This window comes from Streptosporangium sp. LJ11 (assembly GCF_051918945.1).
GTDB lineage: Bacteria > Actinomycetota > Actinomycetes > Streptosporangiales > Streptosporangiaceae > Streptosporangium.
In genome coordinates this window covers 37149-57934 of the sequence record NZ_JBPXMB010000041.1, presented here as the reverse complement: position 1 = coordinate 57934, position 20786 = coordinate 37149, and the positions used below count along the sequence as shown (strand labels likewise).

Sequence of the window (20786 nt, the reverse complement as noted above, 5' to 3'; positions counted from 1 at the left end):
GCACACCATGATGCGCACCGTGAGTAAGGCATTGAAACGGGGAGGGTTGGTCGTCGCGGCGCTGCTGTTCATATCGGCGGCACCCGGTGGTATCGCCGCGGCGGCCGAACCCCAGGCAGCCGCGGCTCCCTCCGGTCACATCTCCGGTCACTCCGCCGCGGACTACACCGCTGAGTCGTGGGCGTCCTTCTCCTCGGCCAGGAACGCGACGGCGGCGCTCACGCGAGGGGGAAGCGAGGACGCGACCGCACGCGCGAAGCTCCAGAGCGCCGCTGACGGCCTGGTGATGGTTCGCGGCCTCAAAAGGCTGGTCGCGGACTACCGGACCCGCTCCGCGAGCAGGTACACCGGCGCCTCCTGGGCACCCTTCGCCAAGGCGTTGACCACCGCGACCGGTGTCGTCGCCGACGCCTCGGCGACCGCCTCGGAGGTCGCCGCCGCGAAGACGGCGCTGGTGACCGCCGCCGGTGATCTGGAGGCCGCCGACGAGGGGACGTTCCAGACCATCACCAACGACACCTTCTGGAACGACACCAGCGGCAACCCCATCTACTCCCAAGGCGGGGGCGTCTTCAAGTTCGGCGACACCTACTACTGGTACGGCGTGCACTACACGGGCGCCGAGCTCTACCGGGCCAATCCCACGAGGAAGTACGACGGCGACGTCTCGTTCGTGTCAATCCCGGTGTACTCGTCGAAGGACCTGGTGAACTGGAAGTTCGAGAACCGCGTCGCCACCCGCTCCACGGGTCTCGGCGGCGGGGCCAACCTCGGCCAGGCGGGCTGGGTGGGACGTCTTGGCGTCTCCTACAACGAGAACACCGGCAAGTACGTGCTCGTCGTGCAGGCGTACCTCCCGTCGATGGGCGGTAACGGGGTTCTGATCCTCCGGGGTGACTCGCCCACCGACACCTTCGACTACGCCCACTTCCAGACCCAGATCGTCAACTCTCCCACGACGGGCACCGGAGACCAGACCGTCTTCACCGACGACGACGGCAAGGACTACCTGATCTTCTCCAACCGGGAGGGACGCTCCCGCGCCTTCGTCTCCAAGCTGAGGGAGTCCGACTCGCTGCGGATCGAGCCCGGGGTGCAGATCGGCCAGAACTCCGCCGGGCGCGAGGGCAACGCCATGTTCAAGCTCGATGGCAAGTACTACCACGCCGCGTCGGACCTGCACGGCTGGAACACCTCGGTCACCCACGTCCTGGAGTCGACCACCGGCAACATCCAGGGCGCCTACACCGGCGAGTACACGCTCGCGGGCACCGAGATGGACTACAGCCACGTGACCCAGACCGGGTTCTTCGTCACCGTCAAGGGAACCAAGCAGAACACGGTGATCTTCGCCGGTGACCGCTGGGCCGACTTCGCCTGGAACGGCATCGGCTACAACCAGTGGATGCCGGTGACCAGGACCGGCGCCCGGCCGCAGTTCCACTCCGTGAGCCAGTGGCAGTTCAACGCCACGACCGGAGAGTGGCGTGTCGGGCCCGCGAACAACTACATTCTCAACCCCGCCTTCCAGGCCGACCGCATCATCGTCCCCCAGGTGCAGGGATGGACGAACTTCCGCGAGTCCGGGCCGAGCTCGATCGTGACCAACGCCAACGGCGGTGCCAACGGATCTCGCTTCGCGCTGCAGATCGGGGCCTCGCAGGCCTACGCCGGTGGCGTGCGGCAGCAGATCACCGTACCGGCGGGCACCTACGGGCTGTCGCTGTTCGCCAGGACCACCGGTTCGCTCAGCGCCGCGCAGGTGACGGTCACCGACGCCGGCGGTAACTCGCGCACGCTCAACGTCCCGGCCTCAAGCGGCTGGACCCGTCGTGAACTCGCCGGCATCCAGCTGGCGGCCGGTACCGCCACCGTCACCGTCCGAGCGGCGAGCGGCAACGGATACCTTTTCGTCGACGACCTCGCACTCGTCAGGACCTCCGGTGGCACGCCGCCGGGACAGCGGTACGAGGTGGAGACCGCGCCGGCGGTGTGCCAGGGCACGATCGACTCCAACCAGGCGGGCTTCTCCGGCAGCGGGTTCTGCAACGGCAACGCCGCCGTGGGCGCTTACGCCCAGTTCACGGTGAACGCCTCGGCGGCCGGTACGGCGACACTCGGGATCCGGTTCGCCAACGGCGCCAGTAGCGGCAGCGCACGGCCGGCGAACCTGATCGTCAACGGATCCACGGTGGGGACGGTCTCGTTCGGATCCACCGGGACGTGGACGGCCTGGTCCACCGAGGCTCTGACCGTCTCCCTGAACGCCGGCGGCAACACCGTCCGGCTGGACCCGACCACGGCGGCCGGACTACCCAACATCGACTACCTCGACGTCAACGCCGCGGCCGGTTAGCCACAGCCGGCCGCCGCGGGTCACGACGCTGGTGAGAGCCGGTGGGGTCTGGAGGAGGGGGCGGGTCTTTCCGCGGCAGGATGAGAAGTGCGACCACTTCTCCGCCGACCGGAAAAACCCGTCCGCGCTCCACCGTGACGTCCCGCCGGCCGTCGAAGGCCGTCACCGTCTCGCCGAGCGTCGGCGTGATGCCGGTGAGGTGCGGCAGGCGTGCGGAACCCGGCCGCGATCCCGGTAGGTCGCCCGGCGCCAGACGGGATCCGGCCTGGCCGTGGCGGTGGTAGGTCACGGTGGTTCGCCCGGCGACGCGCCGGTGGCGCATCAGCAGGCCGGTGGGCACATCCGCCGTGTCCGTTCCTCCGGTGGGTATGAGCGGGATATCCGGCAGTGGTGCCCGTACCGTCCGCAGGAAGGCCCGCCCGCCTCACGCGCGGGCGAGAATGCTCATCATGCCTGCGCCGCGGTGAGGACGGTGCGTGTCACCGGGACCAGCGTGGCCGAGCGTAGTTCCACCAGCCCGCCGGGGCCGACATTCCGGCGGACCTCGGGGGAGAGGTAGACGGGTGCGTCCGGCCCCAGCGGCAACAGCCGCAGTTCCAGTCCGTGCTGGACGACCTCGTCGCGGAAGCGGCGCAGGCCGATCTCCCACACGGGGCCGTACCAGAACTGGTCGGCCACGAGCCGTCCGTCGACATAGGCGCGGCCGACGTCGCCGGTCCAGTCCAGGCGCAGGAGCAGTTCCTCGTCGCCGTCGAACGCCTCCTCGGGGACGGTGAGGTGATGCACGGCGGCGTTGTCGAAGTCCGCGTCCACCGGCGCGGACGCGCGCCCGGTCGCCTCGTCGATCACCGGTGCCCGCGGCGGGCCGGCCTTGGCGAGGTGGGTGACCTCGGCCGGGGCCGGCGGGCGGGTCCTGCCCGTTCCCAGGGGAACGGGCAGGGGCGGGAAGACCCGGAGGGGGGCGTCACCGTACACGACCAGATGGTCTCCGTCGGGCACCACGGGACTGTCGCACACCACCAGCCGGTCCTGGCCCGCGACGTGCGCGCGGACCGCCGCCAGCGCCGTTTCCTCGTCGAGGATCAGGACGCGTGTGGTCGTCCCGTCCGGCGCGGCGACCCGCAGCAGGCAGTCGAGGCCGGGGACGAGAGCCGACAGGACGACGTCGTCACCGAGGCGGGCCGCCGTCGCGGGGCCGTCGACGGAGGTGACCGTCGCCGCGTCCAGTGCCAGCTCGACCGGCAGGCCCGCCGTCTGCGTCAGCACGAGCACCGGCTCCGGACCGTCCAGGACGCAGACCACCTGTGCGCTGGCCCAGCGCAGCAGCGTGCCGCCGAGGGGCCGGTTCAGCGGCCACGCGAAGTAGCCGCCGGAGGGAATCGACACCGGCCGCGACGGCACGAGCAGTTCCCGTCCGCCGATCGTGATCGCGAACCGGACGTCATCGTGTGCGGGCAACGTCTCGACCGGCTGGTGGTTGTTGACGAACAGGAAACCGGATTCCCCGTCGGAGCGCACCGCCCAGCGCAGTGACGCGCGGTCAGCGGTGTCGGACGGCGCGTCATCCGGCATGACCAGGCTCATCGTCGCCAGAGCGGCCCCGTCGGTAGCCAGCCACAGGTGCTGCAGGCGCAGGTGCCGGTAGGAGTCGCGAAACTGGCCGTACTCGCCGAGGGGAGCCTGGAAGTCGTAGTTCACCACCGGGCAGTCGTTGGGATAGCCCGTGGCGTGCGACTCCTGCAGCGTCGACAGCTCACCGATCTTCTGCGAGGCGCCGTGGTAGAGGTAGTAGCCCTGCCACGAGGAACCGCTGCCCAGCTTCACCATGGCGAGCGCCGCCAGATCACGGGCCGCGACGATCGCGCGCCGGTGGTAGGAGGTGTACATGCCGCCGCCCAGCTCACAGGTGGCGAACGGGTAGTCGGCCAGGTGTTCCTCCCCGCCGGACGCCGAAGCGGGCCGGCCCGTGGCTTCTCCGGGAGCGGTGCCCGTCTCACGCAGGTCGGCCCCGATGGAGTCGTCGTCCCGGCCGGGCCCGAAGAAGTAGTGCGCCCGGCTCTGGGCGGGCCATCCGTCGTGCGCGGTGTCCCACGCCGCCTCCGAGTAGCCGCCGAAGACGGGCAGCACCTCACCGGGCGGCAGCTGGGCGTGCCCCCATCCGGTCGCCGTCCACAAGGGAGCGTCGATGCCGCACTCCCGGGCGAGCCGCTTGATCGTCAGGAGATGACCGGGCTGGTCGTACAGCTCGTTCTCCACCTGGACCGCGACGATCGGCCCGCCGCCGGCGCGGGTGAGCCCCCGAAGCTGAGCACCGATCTGCTCGAACCAAGGACGGACCAAGGCGAGATAACGGGGGTCGTCGGTACGCGGCTCGCAGTCGGCCGCCATCAACCAGTCGGGAAAGCCGCCGTAACGGGACTCACCGTGCCCCCAAGGCCCGATGCGCACCACCACGTCGAGCCCCACCTCCGAGCACAGCTGGAGGAACCGGCGCAGATCGTGGTCGCCGCTCCAGAGATAACGGCCACGCACCTCCTCGTGGATGTTCCAGAAGACGTACGCGGCGACGACGCCCACCCCGCCGGCCCGCATCTTCAGCAACTCCTCCCGCCACTCGGCGGCGGGGTAGCGGCTGAAGTGGTACTCGCCCATGATGGGGAACCAGGGCGCCCCGCCCCTGCTCAGGTGACGAGAGTTCACCGTGATGGCATCCGGCCGGCCAGGCTCGTCGCCCATCGCCAGATGTCCCGTACGAGGTGGCCCGAAGTGTTCCGGAACGCTGAGTCGCAGCACCGCCTCTATCCTCTTCCTGTCCGAGAGCGTGGAAACAGTACTACCCCTTCGTTCACACGACCATGACCAGCGAGTCGGCCGGCAAGCACGCCGAGGTTCTGCCGGCTGTACGGCGAAAAAGGCAAAGCCGCAGAACTGGCAAGGCGCGACCTCGACCGGTGATCACACGGGTGGGCCGCCGGCCGCTCGGCGTGTCGAGCGGCCGGCGGCTCCACCACAGGGCGGCTCAGCCCCAGTGCTGCAGCAGCCGGTCGTACTCGGCCTGGGTGATCGGCAGGACGGTACCGTGGCGCGGCCGGCCGGGCATGGTGTAGCCGGAGACGGGCGACCACTGCCGGGTGTTCAGGTCGGTGGTCGTGAACGGTACGTAACCCCTGCCTCCGTACTCGTCGATGAACATGTACCAGCGCTCTTCGGTGTTCGACTTGAAGACCAGCGGACCCTCGCCCTGGTTGATCGCGTTGTTCCCGATGCAGTCCGCGACGAACGAGTAGTCGCGGTTGAGCACGGTCGTCGACTTCTCCGCGAGGATGAACTTGCCGCACGCGGTCTGCGACGCGCTCCGCTCGTCCTTCGTGAAGCGGTGGTAGGTGCCGTTGTGCTTGACGAGCGTCGAGTCGATCGTCGAGTAGCCCTTGTCGACCCAGACCTGCGGGGCGCTGAAGGTCCGGAAGTCGGATGTCGTGGCGTACATCATCCGGTTGTAGGTGGTGCCGGTGTGGTTCGGGTCGCCGGCGGAGTACAGCTTCGACGCCCAGAACACGACGTACTGGCCGAGTGTCTCGTCGTAGTACGCCTCCGGGGCCCACGTGTTGCCGGCCGTGTCCGGCGAGACGCGGACCAGGCGCGGCGCGCTCCAGTTCACCAGGTCGGTCGACTCCCAGACCACGATGGACTTGCTGCCCGTCCGCTGGGCCTGGTCCCAGTTGCCGTTACCGTAGATCCGCAGGTCGGTGGCGATCTGGTAGAACCTGTCGCCCTGCGGTGAACGGATGATGAACGGGTCGCGCACGCCGCGGGTCCCCACGGCCGAGGTCAGCACGGGCTGTCCGCCGTTGAGCTGGCGCCACCGGGTCGGATCGTTGCCCTGGCTGAGCGCGAAGTAGACCTGCTCGCCGGCGGAGGTGCCCTCGCCGGTGAAGTGGCTGAACAGGTAGCCGGCGTACTTCGGGGCCGGTGCCGTGCCGACCCGGACCAGTTGCCACTGCTGGTTGGCGGCGCCCGTGTCGGTGTACTGGGAGATCCGCGCACCGTCGGCGGTGGACTGCTCCCAGACGTCGAGGGCCTTGCTGCTGTTGCGGTTGACGAGCTTGACGTATCCGCTGTCGGTGTCCACGACCCGGAACTGCTGGTTGGTGCCGCCGTTGTCGGCCCACTGGACGACGTTCGCGCCGTTCGCCGTGGACGCCGAGGAGATGTCCACCACCTTGCCGCTGTGCCGGGCACGGAGCTTGTAGTAGCCGCCGCCGGCGTCGGCGAACTGGAACTGCTGGCCCGCCTGGTCGGCGCGAGTCCGTTGCTGGACGGCGGCGCCGTCGGCGGTCGACTGGCCGGCGATCTCGACCGCCTTGCCGCTGTGCCGCGAGACGATCTGGTAGTACGCCAACGGGTCGATCACGGCCGCGTTCGCCGACGGTCCCGTGACCAGTGCGGCGGCGCTCGCGATCAGCGCGCCGACGAGGACGAATATGGTGCGACGTCTGTGCGGGCGTCGCGGTGAGGTCCGATTGTGGAAGGGCTGTGTCATCGAAGCCGTCCAGGGTGGTTGTGAAGGGGTGTTCGCGTCATGCCGGGGCACCGCCCGCCCTGTTGCCCGAGCGGTGCCCCGGCAGGTCTCGTGTCAGGCGCGGCGCCGGGTGAAGCGCTGGTTGGGGCTGCCGTTGTAGGTCCACTGGGAGATGCGGGCGCCGTCGGAGGTGGATTGTTCCCAGACGTCCATGGCCAGGCCGGACTCCCGGTTGACGAGGCTGATCACCTCACCGCCGTGGTCGACCACGCGCCACTGCTGGCCGATGGCGCCGGTGTCGGCCCGTTGGACGACGTCCGCGCCGGTCGCGGTGCCCGTGGGTTGGAGGAACAGGCCGCTGTGCCGGGCCTTGAGGCGGACGTGACCGTCGCCGGAGTCCACGAACTCGAACTGCTGGTTGGGACGATTGCCGGTGGCCCACTGGATGAGCCGTGCGCCGGCGACGGTGGAGGCCCCGTCGACGTCGGCGGCCTTGCCGCTGTGCTGGGCCACCAGGGTGTAGGCGGCCGGGCCGCCGGGCGAGTCGCCCAGTTGGGCCTCCCACCTGGTGTTGGACCCGGCCGCGTCGGCCGGGAGGCGGTCGCGTGCGGCGGTGTCGCCGTACATGGTCCAGCGGGCCCAGTCGACGACGGTGTTCGGGAAACGGTTGTCGCTCCAGAAGCTGGTGTGGCTGCCGCCGACGAAGGTGAGGAACGCCTTGGGCCAGGTCATCTCCGTGTACGCCTGCCGGGCCGAGGCGTACTGCGTGGTCGAGTCCCGGTCGCCGTGGACGAACAGGACCTTGGCGGAGACCGAGGCGGCGGGGTTGCCCATGTCCTCGCAGGACTGCGGGTTGGCGGAGACGATCCGGCTGTCGGGCCAGGAGGTCAGCAGGCCATGGGTGATCATGCCGCCCAGGGAGTGGCCCGAGACTCCGACGCCGATGCCGATGTCGATGTGCCCGGCCAGCGGTCCGCTCGCGTTGAGGGCGAGGGTCTGGGTGAGGACCTGCGAGACGTCCTTGGAGGTCTCGCCGTTCCTGACGTCGGTGAAGTTGTGGTTGAAGTGCGGGGCGGGGACGATGAAGCCCGCCGCGGCCAGGGCCCGGATGATGAACAGGGAGTTCTGCGGGCTGCTCTGGAAGCCGTGGGTGAAGTTGTAGACGGGGAAGACACCGTTGGCGACCGAGGCGTTCGTCACCGGGTTGCCGCCGGGGGTGCCGGTGGCGGGGTAGTAGACGTAGGTGGTGCACGGGCGGCTGCCACGGGTCCAGTCATACCGGCGCACGCCGACCGCGAACGGCGTGGTCGGTGCCGGGTCCAGCGACCCGACGCCGGCGAGCGCCTGCCCCGCGCCGAGCAGGGACAGGCCGAGGCCCGCCGCTCCGGCCGCGCTCGCGCTGAGAAATGTCCGTCGTTGCATGGTCATGGATGACTCCTTGGATGCGGGGATGGCTGTGGTGATCGTGGTCCGCGTCGGCGCTCTTGGAGATGTCCAGTGGATCGCCTTGGGCGACCGTGACAACTGAGATCTCCGACGAATTTCATCGGGACTCCCGGGGCGGGCCGAGTGTCACCTCAGGTACGCCGAGAGGGCGAGTTGCTGGTCGCGTACCGCCGTGGTGACCAGGCCCGCGATCTGGCGGGCGCCCGCCGCCTCGAAGTGGGTGTGGTCGTCGGCGAAGAACGCGCCGACGGGGCCGGAGGAGTAGTCGCCGTTGAACGGGCAGAAGCGCAGGCTGTTGTAGAGGGTGTAGCTCAGTTTGTGGAGGTCGATGACCGGGGCGCCGGTGGCCCGGCCCACGTCGAAGGTCTCGGTCAGGAACCCGCGGGTGGGGTCGAACGCGCTGCCGGTGTGCGCGACCGTGCCGTTGACCAGCACGTCGGCGGGACGGTTGGAGGTCCCGCCGTTGGCGTAGCGGATGTTGATGGTGGCCGTGCCGGCGGCGGGCGCGGTCACGGTGAACTGTGCCGCCGCGCCCGCCGCGTTGCCGGCGTTGCAGAATCCGCTGCCGGAGAACCCGGCGTGGTTGGACTCGATGACACCGTCGCACGTGGCCGGCGCGCTCTCCGCCTCGTAGCGGGTCGCCGCGGAGGCTTCCGCGGCGATGGCGACACCCGCGGCGGTCACCGTCAGCGCGACGGCGACGGACAGCCTTCTTCGTAAGGACATCGGGAACTCCAGCAGGTGGGTGGGGCCGGGTCATCGCGGGTACGGCAGCGGCGGCAGGCGGGTCAGCCGGGTGCGCATCCGGCGCCGTTTTCCGCGCCGGAGAAGTCCACGGGCGCAGAGGCATCCGGGGCAGGAGCCGGGTTGCAGGTGTAGGACGCGCCGCCCGACGTGGACGTGGACGCGCCGCTCGGTGCGAGGTGGGCGGCCACGATCGGTGCCAGCCTCGCCGCGATCGCGCGGTGCCCGATGTCGTTGGGGTGGACGGCGTCGGTCAGGCCGTTCGCGGGCACCCAGCCGCCGGTGTCGACGAAGAAGACGTTGTGGTCCCCGGCGTCGTTGACGGTCTGCACCGCGGCCTGGGTCTGCGGCACGAACCGTCCGCGGAAGGTCTCCAGGGCCAGGATCGCGGCCTCCGGGTACCTGGCGCGGATCGTGCGCAGCAGCTCGGTGTAGGAGGTCTGGAACTGGGTGGTGGACACTCCGTGACCGGTGTCGTTGGTGCCCAGGTTGATCACGACCACGTCCGCCTGGTAACGCGTGAAGTCATGGTCGACCGCCCCGTCGGCGGCGCTCACCTTCACGAACCGCCGGTCCAGGCCGACACAGCCGTCGGTGGCGCTCACCAGGCAGGCGCCGCCCTGGGCGACCTGCATGTGATCCAGGCCGAGCTGCTCGCCGACCAGCCATCCGTAGGCGGTGAGCGCGTTCTTCGAGGTGGTGGTGCCGACCGTGATGGAGTCCCCGACGAACTCCACCATGCCGCGGGACGGCTCGGCGGGCAGTGTCCGCGCGCCCGGGTCGAGCACCAGCCCCTGGAACACCGCGTCGCCGTGGTAGGAGCCGGCCACCACCCGGTAGGACACGCGCAGGCTGTGGGTGCCCGCCGCCAGCGGTGCCGGGGTGAGGTTGACGGTGCCTCGCACGTTCTGCAGGTAGACGTCGGGGCCGCCGTCGATGCTGTAGTAGAGGTCGATGGCGTTGCGCTGCCTCAGTTTGACGGTGGTGCCGGTGAACTTCGTGGTGAGATAGGCGCCGGCCCAGCCGGGGACGTAGGCGCCGCTGTCGCGGGTGTCCCAGCGGTCGACGAAACGGATGTTCGAGTCGGTGGGCGAGCCGTCCCCGCCGCCCGTCGTGACCTCGACGTAGTCGATGTTCCCGAGTCCGCCGGCGGTGGTCGCGGCGAGCCGTACGGTGGTGGTTCCCGCGTTCAGTTGCACGGGCAGGCTCCTGGTCGCCCAGGTGGTCCACGCGCCGGTGCCCTCGAAGGCGAGCCCGGACCGCACCGTCGTCCCGTTGACGCCGATGTCCGCCGGACGGTTCGCCGTGGTGCCGTTGGCGTAGCGGATGACCAGGGTGGCGGTGCCCGCGGCCGGTGCGCTCACGGTGAGCTGCGCGGAGCTGCCGACCGCGTTGGTGGTGTCGCAGAAACCGCCACCGGAGTAGCCGGAGTGGTCGGAGGCTATGACACCGTCGCACACGGCGGGTGCCGACTCTGCCTCATACCGGGTCGTCGCGGCGTGCGCGCCTGTCGCGAACGCCATGGGAGCACCGGCCAGTGCCATCGTCATCGCCGCGAGTAACGAGATCTTCGGTAGCCATTTCATCGAGGCTCCTGGGGAGCGAGGGGAGGCTGGAGGGCGACTCGCCATCGGCTCGGGTCACGGCCCGGCGGCCCGGCGGCCCGGCGGCCCGGCGGCCCGGTGGGTGCCGGGCCGCCGGAGCGCCGGATGTTTCAGCGGAGGTAGATGTTGGGCTGCGGCGGGGTGCTCATGCCGTCACCGAGGAAGAAGCTGGGGTGCGGCGGCTGGTTGTAGGCGGTGTTCTGCCAGGCGACGGCGACGCGGTACTGGGCGTCGTGCATCAGCGTGTAGATCCGCCGGTCGGTCTGGACGGGTGTGGCGTAGATGCGCAGCGCGGCGTTGTCGTCACGGGGCAGGATGATCTCTTCACGCCAGTCGCCGAACAGGTCGCCGGACAGGGACGGGGTGGATTTGGTGCCGTTGACCGAGTGCGCTCCGGAGGCGGTGAGCAGGCGGGTGTCGCCGCCGGTGCCGTACTTGTCGACATGGTTGCCGTCCAGCAGCTCCCGCACCGGGTCGCCGTCCCACCAGGCCAGGAAGTTGTAGCTGCTGGGGTTACGCCCGACATTGCCACCGGAGGCGTTGAAGAGATTGCCCAGGCCGGTGCCGGTTCCCCAGAACTCTCCGCCGGCGTTACCGGCGTGAATGTCGGCGGCCACACCGCGGGCCGGGCCCTCGCAGTTGCAGGTGTTGTTCTTCTGCATGATGACCGAGCCGTTGCCGGCGTCGCGCAGCGTGGCGGCGGCGCCGGAGCTCTGCTCGTGGATCATCCAGATCTCCTTGCCGGCACGGCCGGGCACGAAGTCTCCGACGTGCAGGGCGTCGCCGTGGGCGTAGAAGCCGGTGGTGTAGCGGCCGGTGCCGTTGGCGTTGATGGTCATGCCGCCGTAGATGATCTCGTCGGTGCCGTTGCCGTCGACGTCGGCGATGGACAGCGAGTGCGCGCCGCGGCCCGTCCACTGGCTGCCGGCGCTGCCGGAGTCGAACTTCCAGCGCCGGGTCAGCTGGCCGTCGCGGAAGTCCCAGGCCGCGATCGTGCTCTTGGCGTAGTAGCCGCGGCCCATGATGATGCTCGGCCGCTGGCCGTCCAGGTAGGCCGTGCCGGCCAGGAACCGGTCGCCGCGGTTGCCGTAGTTGTCCCCCCAGTCGTTGATGTTGCCGCGGGCCGGATCGAAGTTCACCGTGGACATGGTCGCGCCGGTCAGCCCGTTGAACACGGTCAGGTACTCGGGGCCGGTGATGATGTAGCCGTCGGAGTTGCGGTGCAGGGCGCCGGCGTTGCCGATCACCTGCCCGGTGCCGGACACGGTGCCGTCGCCGGTCTTGACCGCCAGCTCGGCCCGGCCGTCTCCGTCGTAGTCGTAGACCTGGAACTGCGTGTAGTGCGCGCCCGCCCGGATGTTACGGCCCAGGTCGACGCGCCACAGCCGCTGGCCGTTGAGCCGGTAGGCGTCGATGTAGACGTTGCTGGTGACCCCGGACTGGGAGTTGTCCTTCTGGTCGCTCGGATCCCACTTGAGGAAGATCTCGTACTGTCCGTCGCCGTCCACGTCACCGACGCTCGCGTCCCCGGCGGTGTAGTTGCTTCCCGGCCTGGAGATCGGCACGTCCAGGTAGTTGCCGCCGGCGAAGCGCAGCGAGGGCTCGGACGCCGCCTGCTCCACCCCGTTCACCACCGCGCGGATGGTGTAGGAGGCGTCGGCCGGGGCGCCGCTGTCCAAATGGTTGGTGGCGCCGGTGAGAGGTGAGGAGTTCAGCTTGGTCGAGCCGCGGTAGAGGTTGAACCCGGTGCTCATGCTCTCGGTGCCGAGCAGCCGCCACGAGACCAGGTTGCCGCTTCCCGAGCGCACGCTGATCAGGCCGCGGTTGAGGTCCTCCATCTGGCGGCCGGTCGGGTTCGGGTTCGGACCGCCCTGGTCGGTCTCCAGGTAGTCGATGTTGGCCAGGCCGCCGGCGGTGGTGGGGTTCAGCCGGATGGTGTTGTCGCCGGCGTTCAGCGACACGGTCAGTGTCTTGGTGATCCAGGTGGTCCAGGCGCCGGTGGGGTCGAACGCGCTGCCGGTGTGCGCGACCGTGCCGTTGACCAGCACGTCGGCGGGACGGTTGGAGGTCCCGCCGTTGGCGTAGCGGATGTTGATGGTGGCCGTGCCGGCGGCGGGCGCGGTCACGGTGAACTGTGCCGCCGCGCCCGCCGCGTTGCCGGCGTTGCAGAATCCGCTGCCGGAGAACCCGGCGTGGTTGGACTCGATGACACCGTCGCACGTGGCCGGCGCGCTCTCCGCCTCGTAGCGGGTCGCCGCGGAGGCTTCCGCGGCGATGGCGACACCGGTGGTGGCCACCGTCAGCGCGACGCCGGCGGACAGCAGTGCGGTGCGTGGTCTGCGTAAGGACATGAAAACTCCAACGGGTGGGTGGGGGGTGGGTTATCGCAGGTAAGGAAACGACGACAGGTTCAGCTCGCGCATGCGCTGCACGACGAGCTTGGCCATCTCGTTCGCTCCGTTCGAGGAGAAGTGCGTGTTGTCGTTCAGCTCCGGCAGGTAGAGCGCGGCCGAGCCGTTTGGGCCGAGCCCTTCCACCAGCGCCTCGCTCGCGGCGGTCAGGTCGATCAGCGGCGCGTTCTGCGTCGCCGCCACCTGCCGCATCGTGGCCGGGAGGTTCACGCCCACGCCGTTGACGTGCAGCGCCGTCGAGTTAAGCGTGCCGTCGGCCGAGAACAGCCGCCGCACCGGTGGCGTGACCAGCACCGGCGTTCCGCCTCGCGACCGCACCTGGGTTATCAGGCTGGTGAGGTTCGAGGCGAACGCCGAGGCGGTCGTCGACTTGTCGTTGTGCCCGAACTGGATCAGCACCGTGTCGCCGCTCCGGATCAGCGGCCTCATCGCGGGGAACAGCGCCGAGTTGGACAGGAAGCTGCCCGAGCTCTCGCCCGAGTCGCCGTAGTTGGCCACCGACAGGCCCAGCTTGAAGTACTGCGGGAGCTGCTGCCCCCACCCGGTGTACGGCGCGACCGGTTGGTCGCAGACGGTCGAGTCGCCCGCCAGATACAGCACGGGCCCGCTCGAAGGGGCCAGCCCGATCCCGTTCAACTTCGGGGCCGTCCCGGAGAAGACCAGGTCAAGACCAGACCTCCCGGTGCCGCCCTGTCCTGTCGGCTGGCCCTCGGGCTGGCGCACGTTCAGCGTGAACGAATACCGCGCGTACGAACCCGCCGCCGTCGGCACGGAGGGCAACACCGTACGCCGAGCCTCCGCCTGCACGCTTGTCACGCCCGGGGTGGCCGCATCGCCCAGGATCACGGTCACGTCGTAGTTGCCCGGCTGGACGTCGAAGTGGCAGATGATCGGCGAGGCGCCGGTGCACCTGGAGCGCAGTGCCGGATCCGGCTCCGGCCCCGGCGGGGGACCGGTGTCGGTGCCGAAGACCTTGAAGTCGGCGATGCTCGCCCACGTTGACGCGGCGAGGCCGGTCACCGTGATCCGCACATACCGGGCGGTCGCGGAGAAGGTGTCGCCCTGCACCTGGGCGGTGGACGTGCTCGCCGTCCGATCGGCCACCCGCGTCCAGGTCGAGCCGTCGGTGGAGACCGAGACGTGGTATCTGTAGGCGCGGGCGAACTCCCAGCGCACCTGCGTGCCGGTCAGTGTCGCCGCGCTTCCGAGGTCGACCTGCCACCAATGGCCGGTCCCGCCGTCGGCGGCGCACCAGCGGGTCGTGGTGTCACCGTCGTTGGCCAGAGACGCGCCACGCCCGGACTGGCTGGAGTCGGTGCTGGCGGCCTTGCCCAGCGCCAGATCCGTCACCGCCCCGGCCGGAGCCGCGAGTGGTACGGACAGCATGGTCGCCAGGAAGGCGAGGACGGTGAGAACGACGACTCTCGAAGAGCCCGGCGGGCCGAGCACGCGGCCATCCGACCGAGGAGAACCCATGTGATTCCGCGCTTTCTCGTGAGGCTTGCACTGGTACGGCGTCGTCTGCACGACGGACCATCGGCTTCTTACGGGCCGGCGTCCCGGGTGGCACGGGCCCTGGCCCTGCCGGGAGCAGGGTGCTCGGCGGGTACGGTGGCTCAGGCTTACGGTGTCCACTGAACATGAGGATCGATGTGGCCGGTCCTGTCGAAGGCGGCCATGTTGTCCGCTCGTCACCGCTGCTCGCGATAGACGTCGATCTGCGGTTGCCTGGGCCAGGCGGTCGGCTTGTACTACTTGCTGGGGTCGGCTCAGGCGCCGCAGTAGTGGAAGTCCACCATCTGCTTCAGCCCTTTGGCCTTGACCGTTCCGGCATGCTGCAGCACCTTGTCCTTATCCGCAGGCGGGCGTGGTCGATGCCGACCTCCTTGAGGATGTCCGGCGAATCTCACTGCACGTCACCGGCGTCGGAGTACTTCGCGCCCAGATCCAGCGCGCGCCGCAAGGAGCAGATGTCTGCGCCGAGAGTACGCTGAGCGATGCGGCGGCGTGGGCCGGTTGCCCGGCGGAGACGGTCACGGCGGCGCATGCCACCAAGATCCTTTTCATGGAGTCCTCCGATGGTCAGGGCGGAGATCAGAAACGGGGATCACAGCAGTTGCCGAAGCAGGCGGCGCGGCCGGTCGTGCATGGGGCCGGTGCCGCCGGCCAAGGCCGTCTGTGGACAGGCGTGACAGAAAGACCCGCTGGCGCTCGCGTCTTGGGGCTCGAGTGGGCGGTCAGTCCGCTTGAGCCGTCCTGGTGTCGTTGCGCCGGACGGCGGTGCCGACGGTCGCGATCAGGCGGAGGGTGTGTCGCCGCAGGTTCTGCGGCAGGGGTGACGGGGGATCGGGTGCGAAGCCGCAGGTCAGGGTAGGGGGTAAGGCCACGCGTTCTTCTCACAGGCTTGATGGGGCTCTGTGAACGTGCACAGTAACGCACAACTTGACGCCCGGAAAGTGCCCATTTGAAGTCCGAGCTGAAAGCCCAGCCGACGAGGATGTGATCGCCCCTGGTGGCGACAAGGCCTTTTTTTGCCCTGTGAGCGCTCCCAGAGCCCTTGGCACTCCCCGGCGGCGGCGTGAAGGTTTCATGCTTTCCCTTCATCACTGCCTGTGAAGGGTCGGGATCAACGGCGGCGCGGACGTCGAATGCTGCGGATGGTCTCGTTGTGAAGCCGTCCAGGTCGGGTGCGGTATGAGCCGCGGATGGAGCTCGACCGTGTCGCGAAGTACGGGGGCGACGAGGCGGAGAGGCCGGGGAGCGAACTCCGAATACCGGAGAGAGCGAAGTCTTGACTGCCGATGTTAACGCTCATAATCTCCAGCAGGTATATCGTTTTAACCGCTCCGACCCCCCAGGAGCTCCGTCATGCGCGCCGCCCGCTCAGCCTTCACGATCCTGGCCGCACTCGTGTGCGTCCTCACGGTCACCCCCGCCGCCGCTGATCCGCGCATCCGGATGGAGCGCCTCGACCGCGGTCTCGTCGCCACGACCACCCCGAACGGTATCTTCCTGAGCTGGCGTTTATTGGGTACTGAGGTGACCGGGACGGGCCGGAGCGGCATGCTCGGCGCCGACTTCCGCCTTTACCGGGACGGCCGCCCGATCGCCACGGTCACCGACAGCACCAACTACCGGGACGTCGCGGGCACGCCCGCCTCCAGGTACGCGGTCGCCCCGATCACAAGGGGCAGGGAGGGCAGAAAGAGTGCTGTCGTCCGGCCCTGGAGTGAATCGTTTTACGATGTGCCGCTTCGCAAGCCCGCCGACGGCGTGACCCCGGTGGGGGAGACGTACACCTACGCGGCCAACGACATGAGCGTCGGCGACGTGGACGGCGACGGCCGCTACGAGCTGGTGGTCAAGTGGGAGCCCTCCAACGCCAAGGACGTCTCCCAGCGTGGCTACACCGGCCCGACCTACCTCGACACCTACACGCTCGACGGCAGGCTGCTGTGGCGGCTGGACCTGGGCGTCAACATCAGGTCCGGCGCGCACTACACCCAGTTCCTGGTCTACGACTTCGACGGCGACGGCCGCTCGGAGGTGATGCTGAAGACCGCGCCGGGCACCAAGGTCATCCGCTACGACACCGCCGGGAATCCCCAGAAGGAGCGGTTCGTCACCATGCCGCGGCCCGGCTACTCGCACACCGACGACTACCGCCTGAGCGCCGCGGGCTACTTCGACCACCTCGTGGACATGTTCATGACGTGGCACGAGCACCCCGAGGTGGTCACCGGGCGCTGGCCCGCGACGCTGGAGCAGGCCTTCGGCATCACGCCGACGCATACCTACCCGCTCTCCCGCCAGGCGGCGACCGAGCTGGCCACCCACTTCGTCGACGTCTACGCGCCCTCGCGCAGCGGCAACAACCGCCTGCGGGAGTTCGCCGGCTTCGTCGTCAAGGGCCCCGAATACCTGTCGGTCTTCGACGGCGCCACCGGCAGGGAACTGCAGACCGTCGACTACAAGCCCGGCCGGGGAGACGACGGCCTGCTGTGGGGTGACTACGCGATGGCCCGCATCGAGCCGGGCAACCGCGTCGACCGTTTCCTGTCCTCGGTGGCCTACCTCGACGGCAAGCGCCCTTCAGCGGTCTTCGCCCGCGGCTACTACACCCGCACCACCCTGGTCGCCTACGACTGGAACGGCCGCACGCTCAAGGAGCGCTGGTTCGTCGACAGCGGCCACGCCCCGATGGCCAACCCCTTCAACGCCTCCCCACACGGCGTCGACGGCAGCAATCCCGCCTTCGCCACCCTGACCACCCAGGGGTTCCACTCGATGAGCGTCGCCGACGTCGACGCCGACGGCAGGCAGGAGATCGTGTACGGCGCGGCCACCATCGACGACGACGGCAGCCTGCTGTACTCCTCCTTCGACGTGGCCCCGCCGAACAGCAGCGTGCCCGGCCAGAACGTCCGGCTCGGCCACGGCGACGCCATGCACGTCGGCGACCTCGACCCCGACCGGCCCGGTCTGGAGATCTGGACCGTGCACGAGGGCGGGACGTGGGCGCCGTACGGCTGGGCCATGCGCGACGCCGCCACCGGCCGGGTCCTGTTCGGCGGCTACAGCGGCCGCGACACCGGCCGGGGCATGGTCGGCGACATCGACCCGGCCGTCCGCGGCATGGAAGCCTGGTCGGCGATGCCGCCCAACCAGGAGATCCAGGCCGGCCTGTGGTCCGCGCGCGGCGAGCACCTGGGCGTGATCACGCCCGGCACCAACCAGAGCATCCGCTGGGCAGCCGACATGACCACCCAGCTGGTCAACGGCACCGCCACCACGGTGCCGCAGACACCCACCGTCGACGACTTCAAGCGCGGCACGCTGCTGACAGCCACCGGCACCCTCGCCAACAACGGGACCAAGGGCAATCCGGGCCTGGTCGCCGACATCCTCGGCGACTGGCGCGAGGAACTGGTGATGCGCACCACCGACAGCACCGCCGCCCGCGTCCACCTCAGCACCGAGGTGACCGACCGCAAGCTCTACACCCTCATGCACGACCCGCAGTACCGGGTCGAGGTGGCCAGGCAGCAGACGGGCTACAACCAGCCCGCCTACCCCGGCTTCTACCTGGCCGCCGACCTCGACTGGGCCAAGGTCCCCGTACCCAGGATCCGATGATCCGCCGCTGAGACGCCGGGGACGTCCGAAAGCGGGACGCCCCGGCTTCGATGCCGTGCGGAGACCGCATCCGCCACACGCGGCCGCCCAGGACGCCGTGTTCACCGGTCACAAGCTCGGGCAGAGACGGGAAACAGGAAATGACGCGCAGGCATCCCCTTCGCACGATATTAGGCATCACCACCACAATCTCGCTGATCTGTGGCGCGGCGACATTGGGGCCGGCCCTCCCGGCCTCCGCGCTCCACGGCGATGCGCAGATCAAGCCGATCGAGAGCAATATCAGCGCCAAAGCATGGGCGAGCGTCAAGGCCGGCAGCGGGGCGTCCACCGTCGACCTGGCGATCGACCAGGACGAGCAGACCGCGTGGATCGCCGGGGGCACGCCTTCGCGCCAATGGCTGACTCTTGATCTCGGCGGGGCCTACGACAACGTGAGGAAGGTCAGGGTCGTCTTCCCGGACGCGGGAGCGGTCTACCAGTACGTGATCGAGTCGTCGGCGAACGGCGCCGACTGGCGCGTCATCGCCGACCATTCGGCCAACCACCGGCCAGGCCGCGGATCGGTCGACCTCTTCACCCAGTCGGCGACGAGATACGTACGGGTGAGGATCACGGGAGCGTCACCCGGCGCGACCGTGGGAATCAGTGAACTCGGCGTTTACAACTACCTGCGCGAGGAGCTGGTGCTCGGCTCCGACGCCTCCTGGGTCGACAACGACGTCGCCGAAGGGCGCAACTACTGGGTGAACCCCTTGGAGGCGGACCGGGGCGCGGGACCCCACCTGCTCGACGTGCTCAAGGATCGTGGCTTCGAATACACCCGGCTGCGCATCTTCAACGAACCTCGCAGCGAGGACACGGGCGGTCTGCTGGCCACGCCGTACCAGGGCCCGGAACGATCGGCGGGGGTGGCCAAGTGGGTCGCGGCACGGAACATGGGCTTGGGCGTCGACTTCCACTACGCGGACTCGTGGGCCGATCCGTCGAAGCAACCCAAGCCGCGGGCCTGGGCCCAGCTCGAGTTCGGCGATCTGACCAAAGCGGTGTACGACTACACCTACGCCTATATCGAGCGGCTGATCGAGCAGGGCACGACACCCGACAAGGTGGCCGTCGGCAACGAGATCGCAAACGGCTTCATGTTCGGCAGTGAGGCCGCGCTGGCCGGTGTGACCAGCCCGGCGTATTTCCGGGACCAGCCGGAGATCTACCAGTCGAAACCCGGTGGCGGCCTGCTCTGGAACTACTGGCGCTCCACCGACCCGGACCAGCGTCGGCTGTACGACGAGGCGTGGGACCGCTTCGCCACGCTCTCCGCGGCCGGCATCCGCGCGGTCCGGGATGTGTCGGCCGCCCACGGCAAGGACATCAAGGTCGAGACGCACGTCATCACCAGCGGCATCGAAGGCAAAACGCTCGAGTTCTGGAACCAGTACCTGACCCGGATCAAGGCCAAGGGCGCCGACACGGACGTCATCGCCCACTCGTACTACCCGCAGTGGCACGGGTCGCCGGAGTACTACGAGTCCATCGTCAACGCCGTGGCGGCAGCGCACCCCAAGTACAAGATCGAAGTTGCCGAGACGTCGTACCCCGCCTCGGGCGGGAACGGGACCCCGCTTCCCAACTCACCGTATCCGCGGACCATCCAGGGGCAGGCGGACGCCCTGCAGCGCGTGTTCCAGATCGTCAACGACATCCCGAACAACCGGGGACTGGGCGTGCTGGCGTGGGAACCGGCGAGATGGGAATCCCTGTTCCGCGCCGTTCCCGGAATGACGCGCACGTACGAGCCGAACGCGTCGATCGACGTCTTCAGTAAGAGTCACGCGTCGCACGTGGTGGAGGACACCGTGTACTCGGCCGTACGGGTCGGCGGCGAAATCGCCTTACCGGATTCGGTGCGGGTGCTGACCACGGCGGATGGTTCGACCACGCCGGCCCCGGTGGTGTGGGACGCGGTACCGGACGGCGGAACCGGCGCGGCCGGCCGGTTCGCGATCCGCGGTTCCACCACGTTCGGATCGGTGACGGCGGTGGTCGACGTGGTCGACGCGTACGTCGCCCTTAACTGCGACCGGACGATCACCGGCTGGCACTCCGGGCAGCTGACAGTGACCGGCGGCGTGACATGCCTGGACCGAGCGACGATCTCGGGCCCGGTGTCGGTGCGCGCCGGAGCCTCACTGCAGGTGAACGACGCGGTGATCAGAGGCCCGGTGAACGCGGAAGGCGCCGGTACCGTCGTGGTCTGCGACACCGAGGTCTTCGGCCCGGTGAGCGTGTCCGGGACATCGTCGGTGACGTTCGGCAACCCACGACTGGGTTGTGCCCGCAACACGATCATCGGCCGGCTGGCGGTGACCGGGACACAACGGTGGAACGTGATCGCCGGGAACGAGATCAACGGCCCGTTGTCGTGCAGCGACAACGCCGCACCGCCGGTGAACAACGGATTCACCAACGCCGTGACGGGCCCGAAGTCAGGACAGTGCAGCACGCTGTAGCGATCAAGGGCCACCGCGCCCTCATCGCCCACCGCCGAGCCCGCGCCCCGGCGAGGAATA

General features: G+C 69.3%; 11 protein-coding genes. 3 read left to right on the top strand and 8 right to left on the bottom strand.

The genetic code is table 11. The features are described 5' to 3' along the window. Window positions 1–19 precede the first annotated feature (19 nt). Window positions 20–2356 carry a family 43 glycosylhydrolase gene (locus ACTOQ3_RS39600; protein WP_440088912.1) on the top strand — a complete coding sequence of 779 codons (2337 nt, stop codon included), beginning with the start codon at window positions 20–22 and terminating at the stop codon, window positions 2354–2356. A gap of 447 nt (window positions 2357–2803) precedes the next feature. Here the strand turns inward: ACTOQ3_RS39600 and ACTOQ3_RS39595 are convergent, their stop codons facing one another. The 8 genes from ACTOQ3_RS39595 to ACTOQ3_RS39560 all read right to left on the bottom strand — a co-directional run bounded on the left by ACTOQ3_RS39595 (window position 2804) and on the right by ACTOQ3_RS39560 (window position 15467). Further along, window positions 2804–5056, bottom strand: a complete 2253-nt coding sequence (locus ACTOQ3_RS39595; RefSeq protein WP_440088911.1) for a beta-galactosidase — start codon at window positions 5054–5056, stop codon at window positions 2804–2806. A gap of 319 nt (window positions 5057–5375) precedes the next feature. Continuing rightward, the gene (locus tag ACTOQ3_RS39590) at window positions 5376–6896 is read right to left on the bottom strand and encodes an RICIN domain-containing protein (protein ID WP_440088910.1); all 1521 of its coding nucleotides are present in this window, start codon (window positions 6894–6896) and stop codon (window positions 5376–5378) included. 93 nt (window positions 6897–6989) lie between these two features. Then, a complete protein-coding gene (locus tag ACTOQ3_RS39585) occupies window positions 6990–8303 on the bottom strand; it encodes an RICIN domain-containing protein (RefSeq protein ID WP_440088908.1) in 1314 nt (437 codons plus the stop codon). A gap of 144 nt (window positions 8304–8447) precedes the next feature. Beyond that, window positions 8448–9047 (bottom strand): CBM35 domain-containing protein, encoded by a 600-nt coding sequence (locus ACTOQ3_RS39580; RefSeq protein ID WP_440088906.1) that lies wholly within the window; start codon window positions 9045–9047, stop codon window positions 8448–8450. 62 nt (window positions 9048–9109) lie between these two features. Next, entirely contained in the window at window positions 9110–10651 is a 1542-nt protein-coding gene (locus ACTOQ3_RS39575) for a GDSL-type esterase/lipase family protein (RefSeq protein WP_440088904.1), read from the bottom strand. Window positions 10652–10779: 128 nt separating this feature from the next. Further along, a complete protein-coding gene (locus tag ACTOQ3_RS39570; RefSeq protein ID WP_440088903.1) occupies window positions 10780–13020 on the bottom strand; it encodes a CBM35 domain-containing protein in 2241 nt (746 codons plus the stop codon). A 30-nt stretch (window positions 13021–13050) separates the two neighbouring features. Then, window positions 13051–14529, bottom strand: coding sequence for a discoidin domain-containing protein (locus tag ACTOQ3_RS39565; protein WP_440088901.1), 1479 nt, complete (start codon window positions 14527–14529; stop codon window positions 13051–13053). Between the two features lie 788 nt (window positions 14530–15317). After that, complete coding sequence (locus tag ACTOQ3_RS39560) at window positions 15318–15467, bottom strand: hypothetical protein (RefSeq protein ID WP_440088899.1); 150 nt, start codon at window positions 15465–15467, stop codon at window positions 15318–15320. Window positions 15468–15948: 481 nt separating this feature from the next. On the opposite strand from ACTOQ3_RS39560, the gene ACTOQ3_RS39555 reads away from it, so the two are divergent. Continuing rightward, entirely contained in the window at window positions 15949–18216 is a 2268-nt protein-coding gene (locus ACTOQ3_RS39555; RefSeq protein WP_440088897.1) for a rhamnogalacturonan lyase, read from the top strand. Between the two features lie 140 nt (window positions 18217–18356). Further along, window positions 18357–20726 (top strand): glycosyl hydrolase 53 family protein, encoded by a 2370-nt coding sequence (locus ACTOQ3_RS39550; RefSeq protein ID WP_440088895.1) that lies wholly within the window; start codon window positions 18357–18359, stop codon window positions 20724–20726. The last annotated feature ends 60 nt before the right edge of the window (window positions 20727–20786 follow it).

What these genes read in the sequence shown, in the direction of transcription:
- ACTOQ3_RS39590 (WP_440088910.1), bottom strand. Translation starts at nt 6,896, where the DNA reads ATGACACAGCCCTTCCACAATCGGACCTCACCGCGACGCCCGCACAGA.
- ACTOQ3_RS39585 (WP_440088908.1), bottom strand. Translation starts at nt 8,303, where the DNA reads ATGACCATGCAACGACGGACATTTCTCAGCGCGAGCGCGGCCGGAGCG.
- ACTOQ3_RS39580 (WP_440088906.1), bottom strand. Translation starts at nt 9,047, where the DNA reads ATGTCCTTACGAAGAAGGCTGTCCGTCGCCGTCGCGCTGACGGTGACC.
- ACTOQ3_RS39575 (WP_440088904.1), bottom strand. Translation starts at nt 10,651, where the DNA reads ATGAAATGGCTACCGAAGATCTCGTTACTCGCGGCGATGACGATGGCA.
- ACTOQ3_RS39570 (WP_440088903.1), bottom strand. Translation starts at nt 13,020, where the DNA reads ATGTCCTTACGCAGACCACGCACCGCACTGCTGTCCGCCGGCGTCGCG.
- ACTOQ3_RS39555 (WP_440088897.1), top strand. Translation starts at nt 15,949, where the DNA reads ATGCGCGCCGCCCGCTCAGCCTTCACGATCCTGGCCGCACTCGTGTGC.
- ACTOQ3_RS39550 (WP_440088895.1), top strand. Translation starts at nt 18,357, where the DNA reads ATGACGCGCAGGCATCCCCTTCGCACGATATTAGGCATCACCACCACA.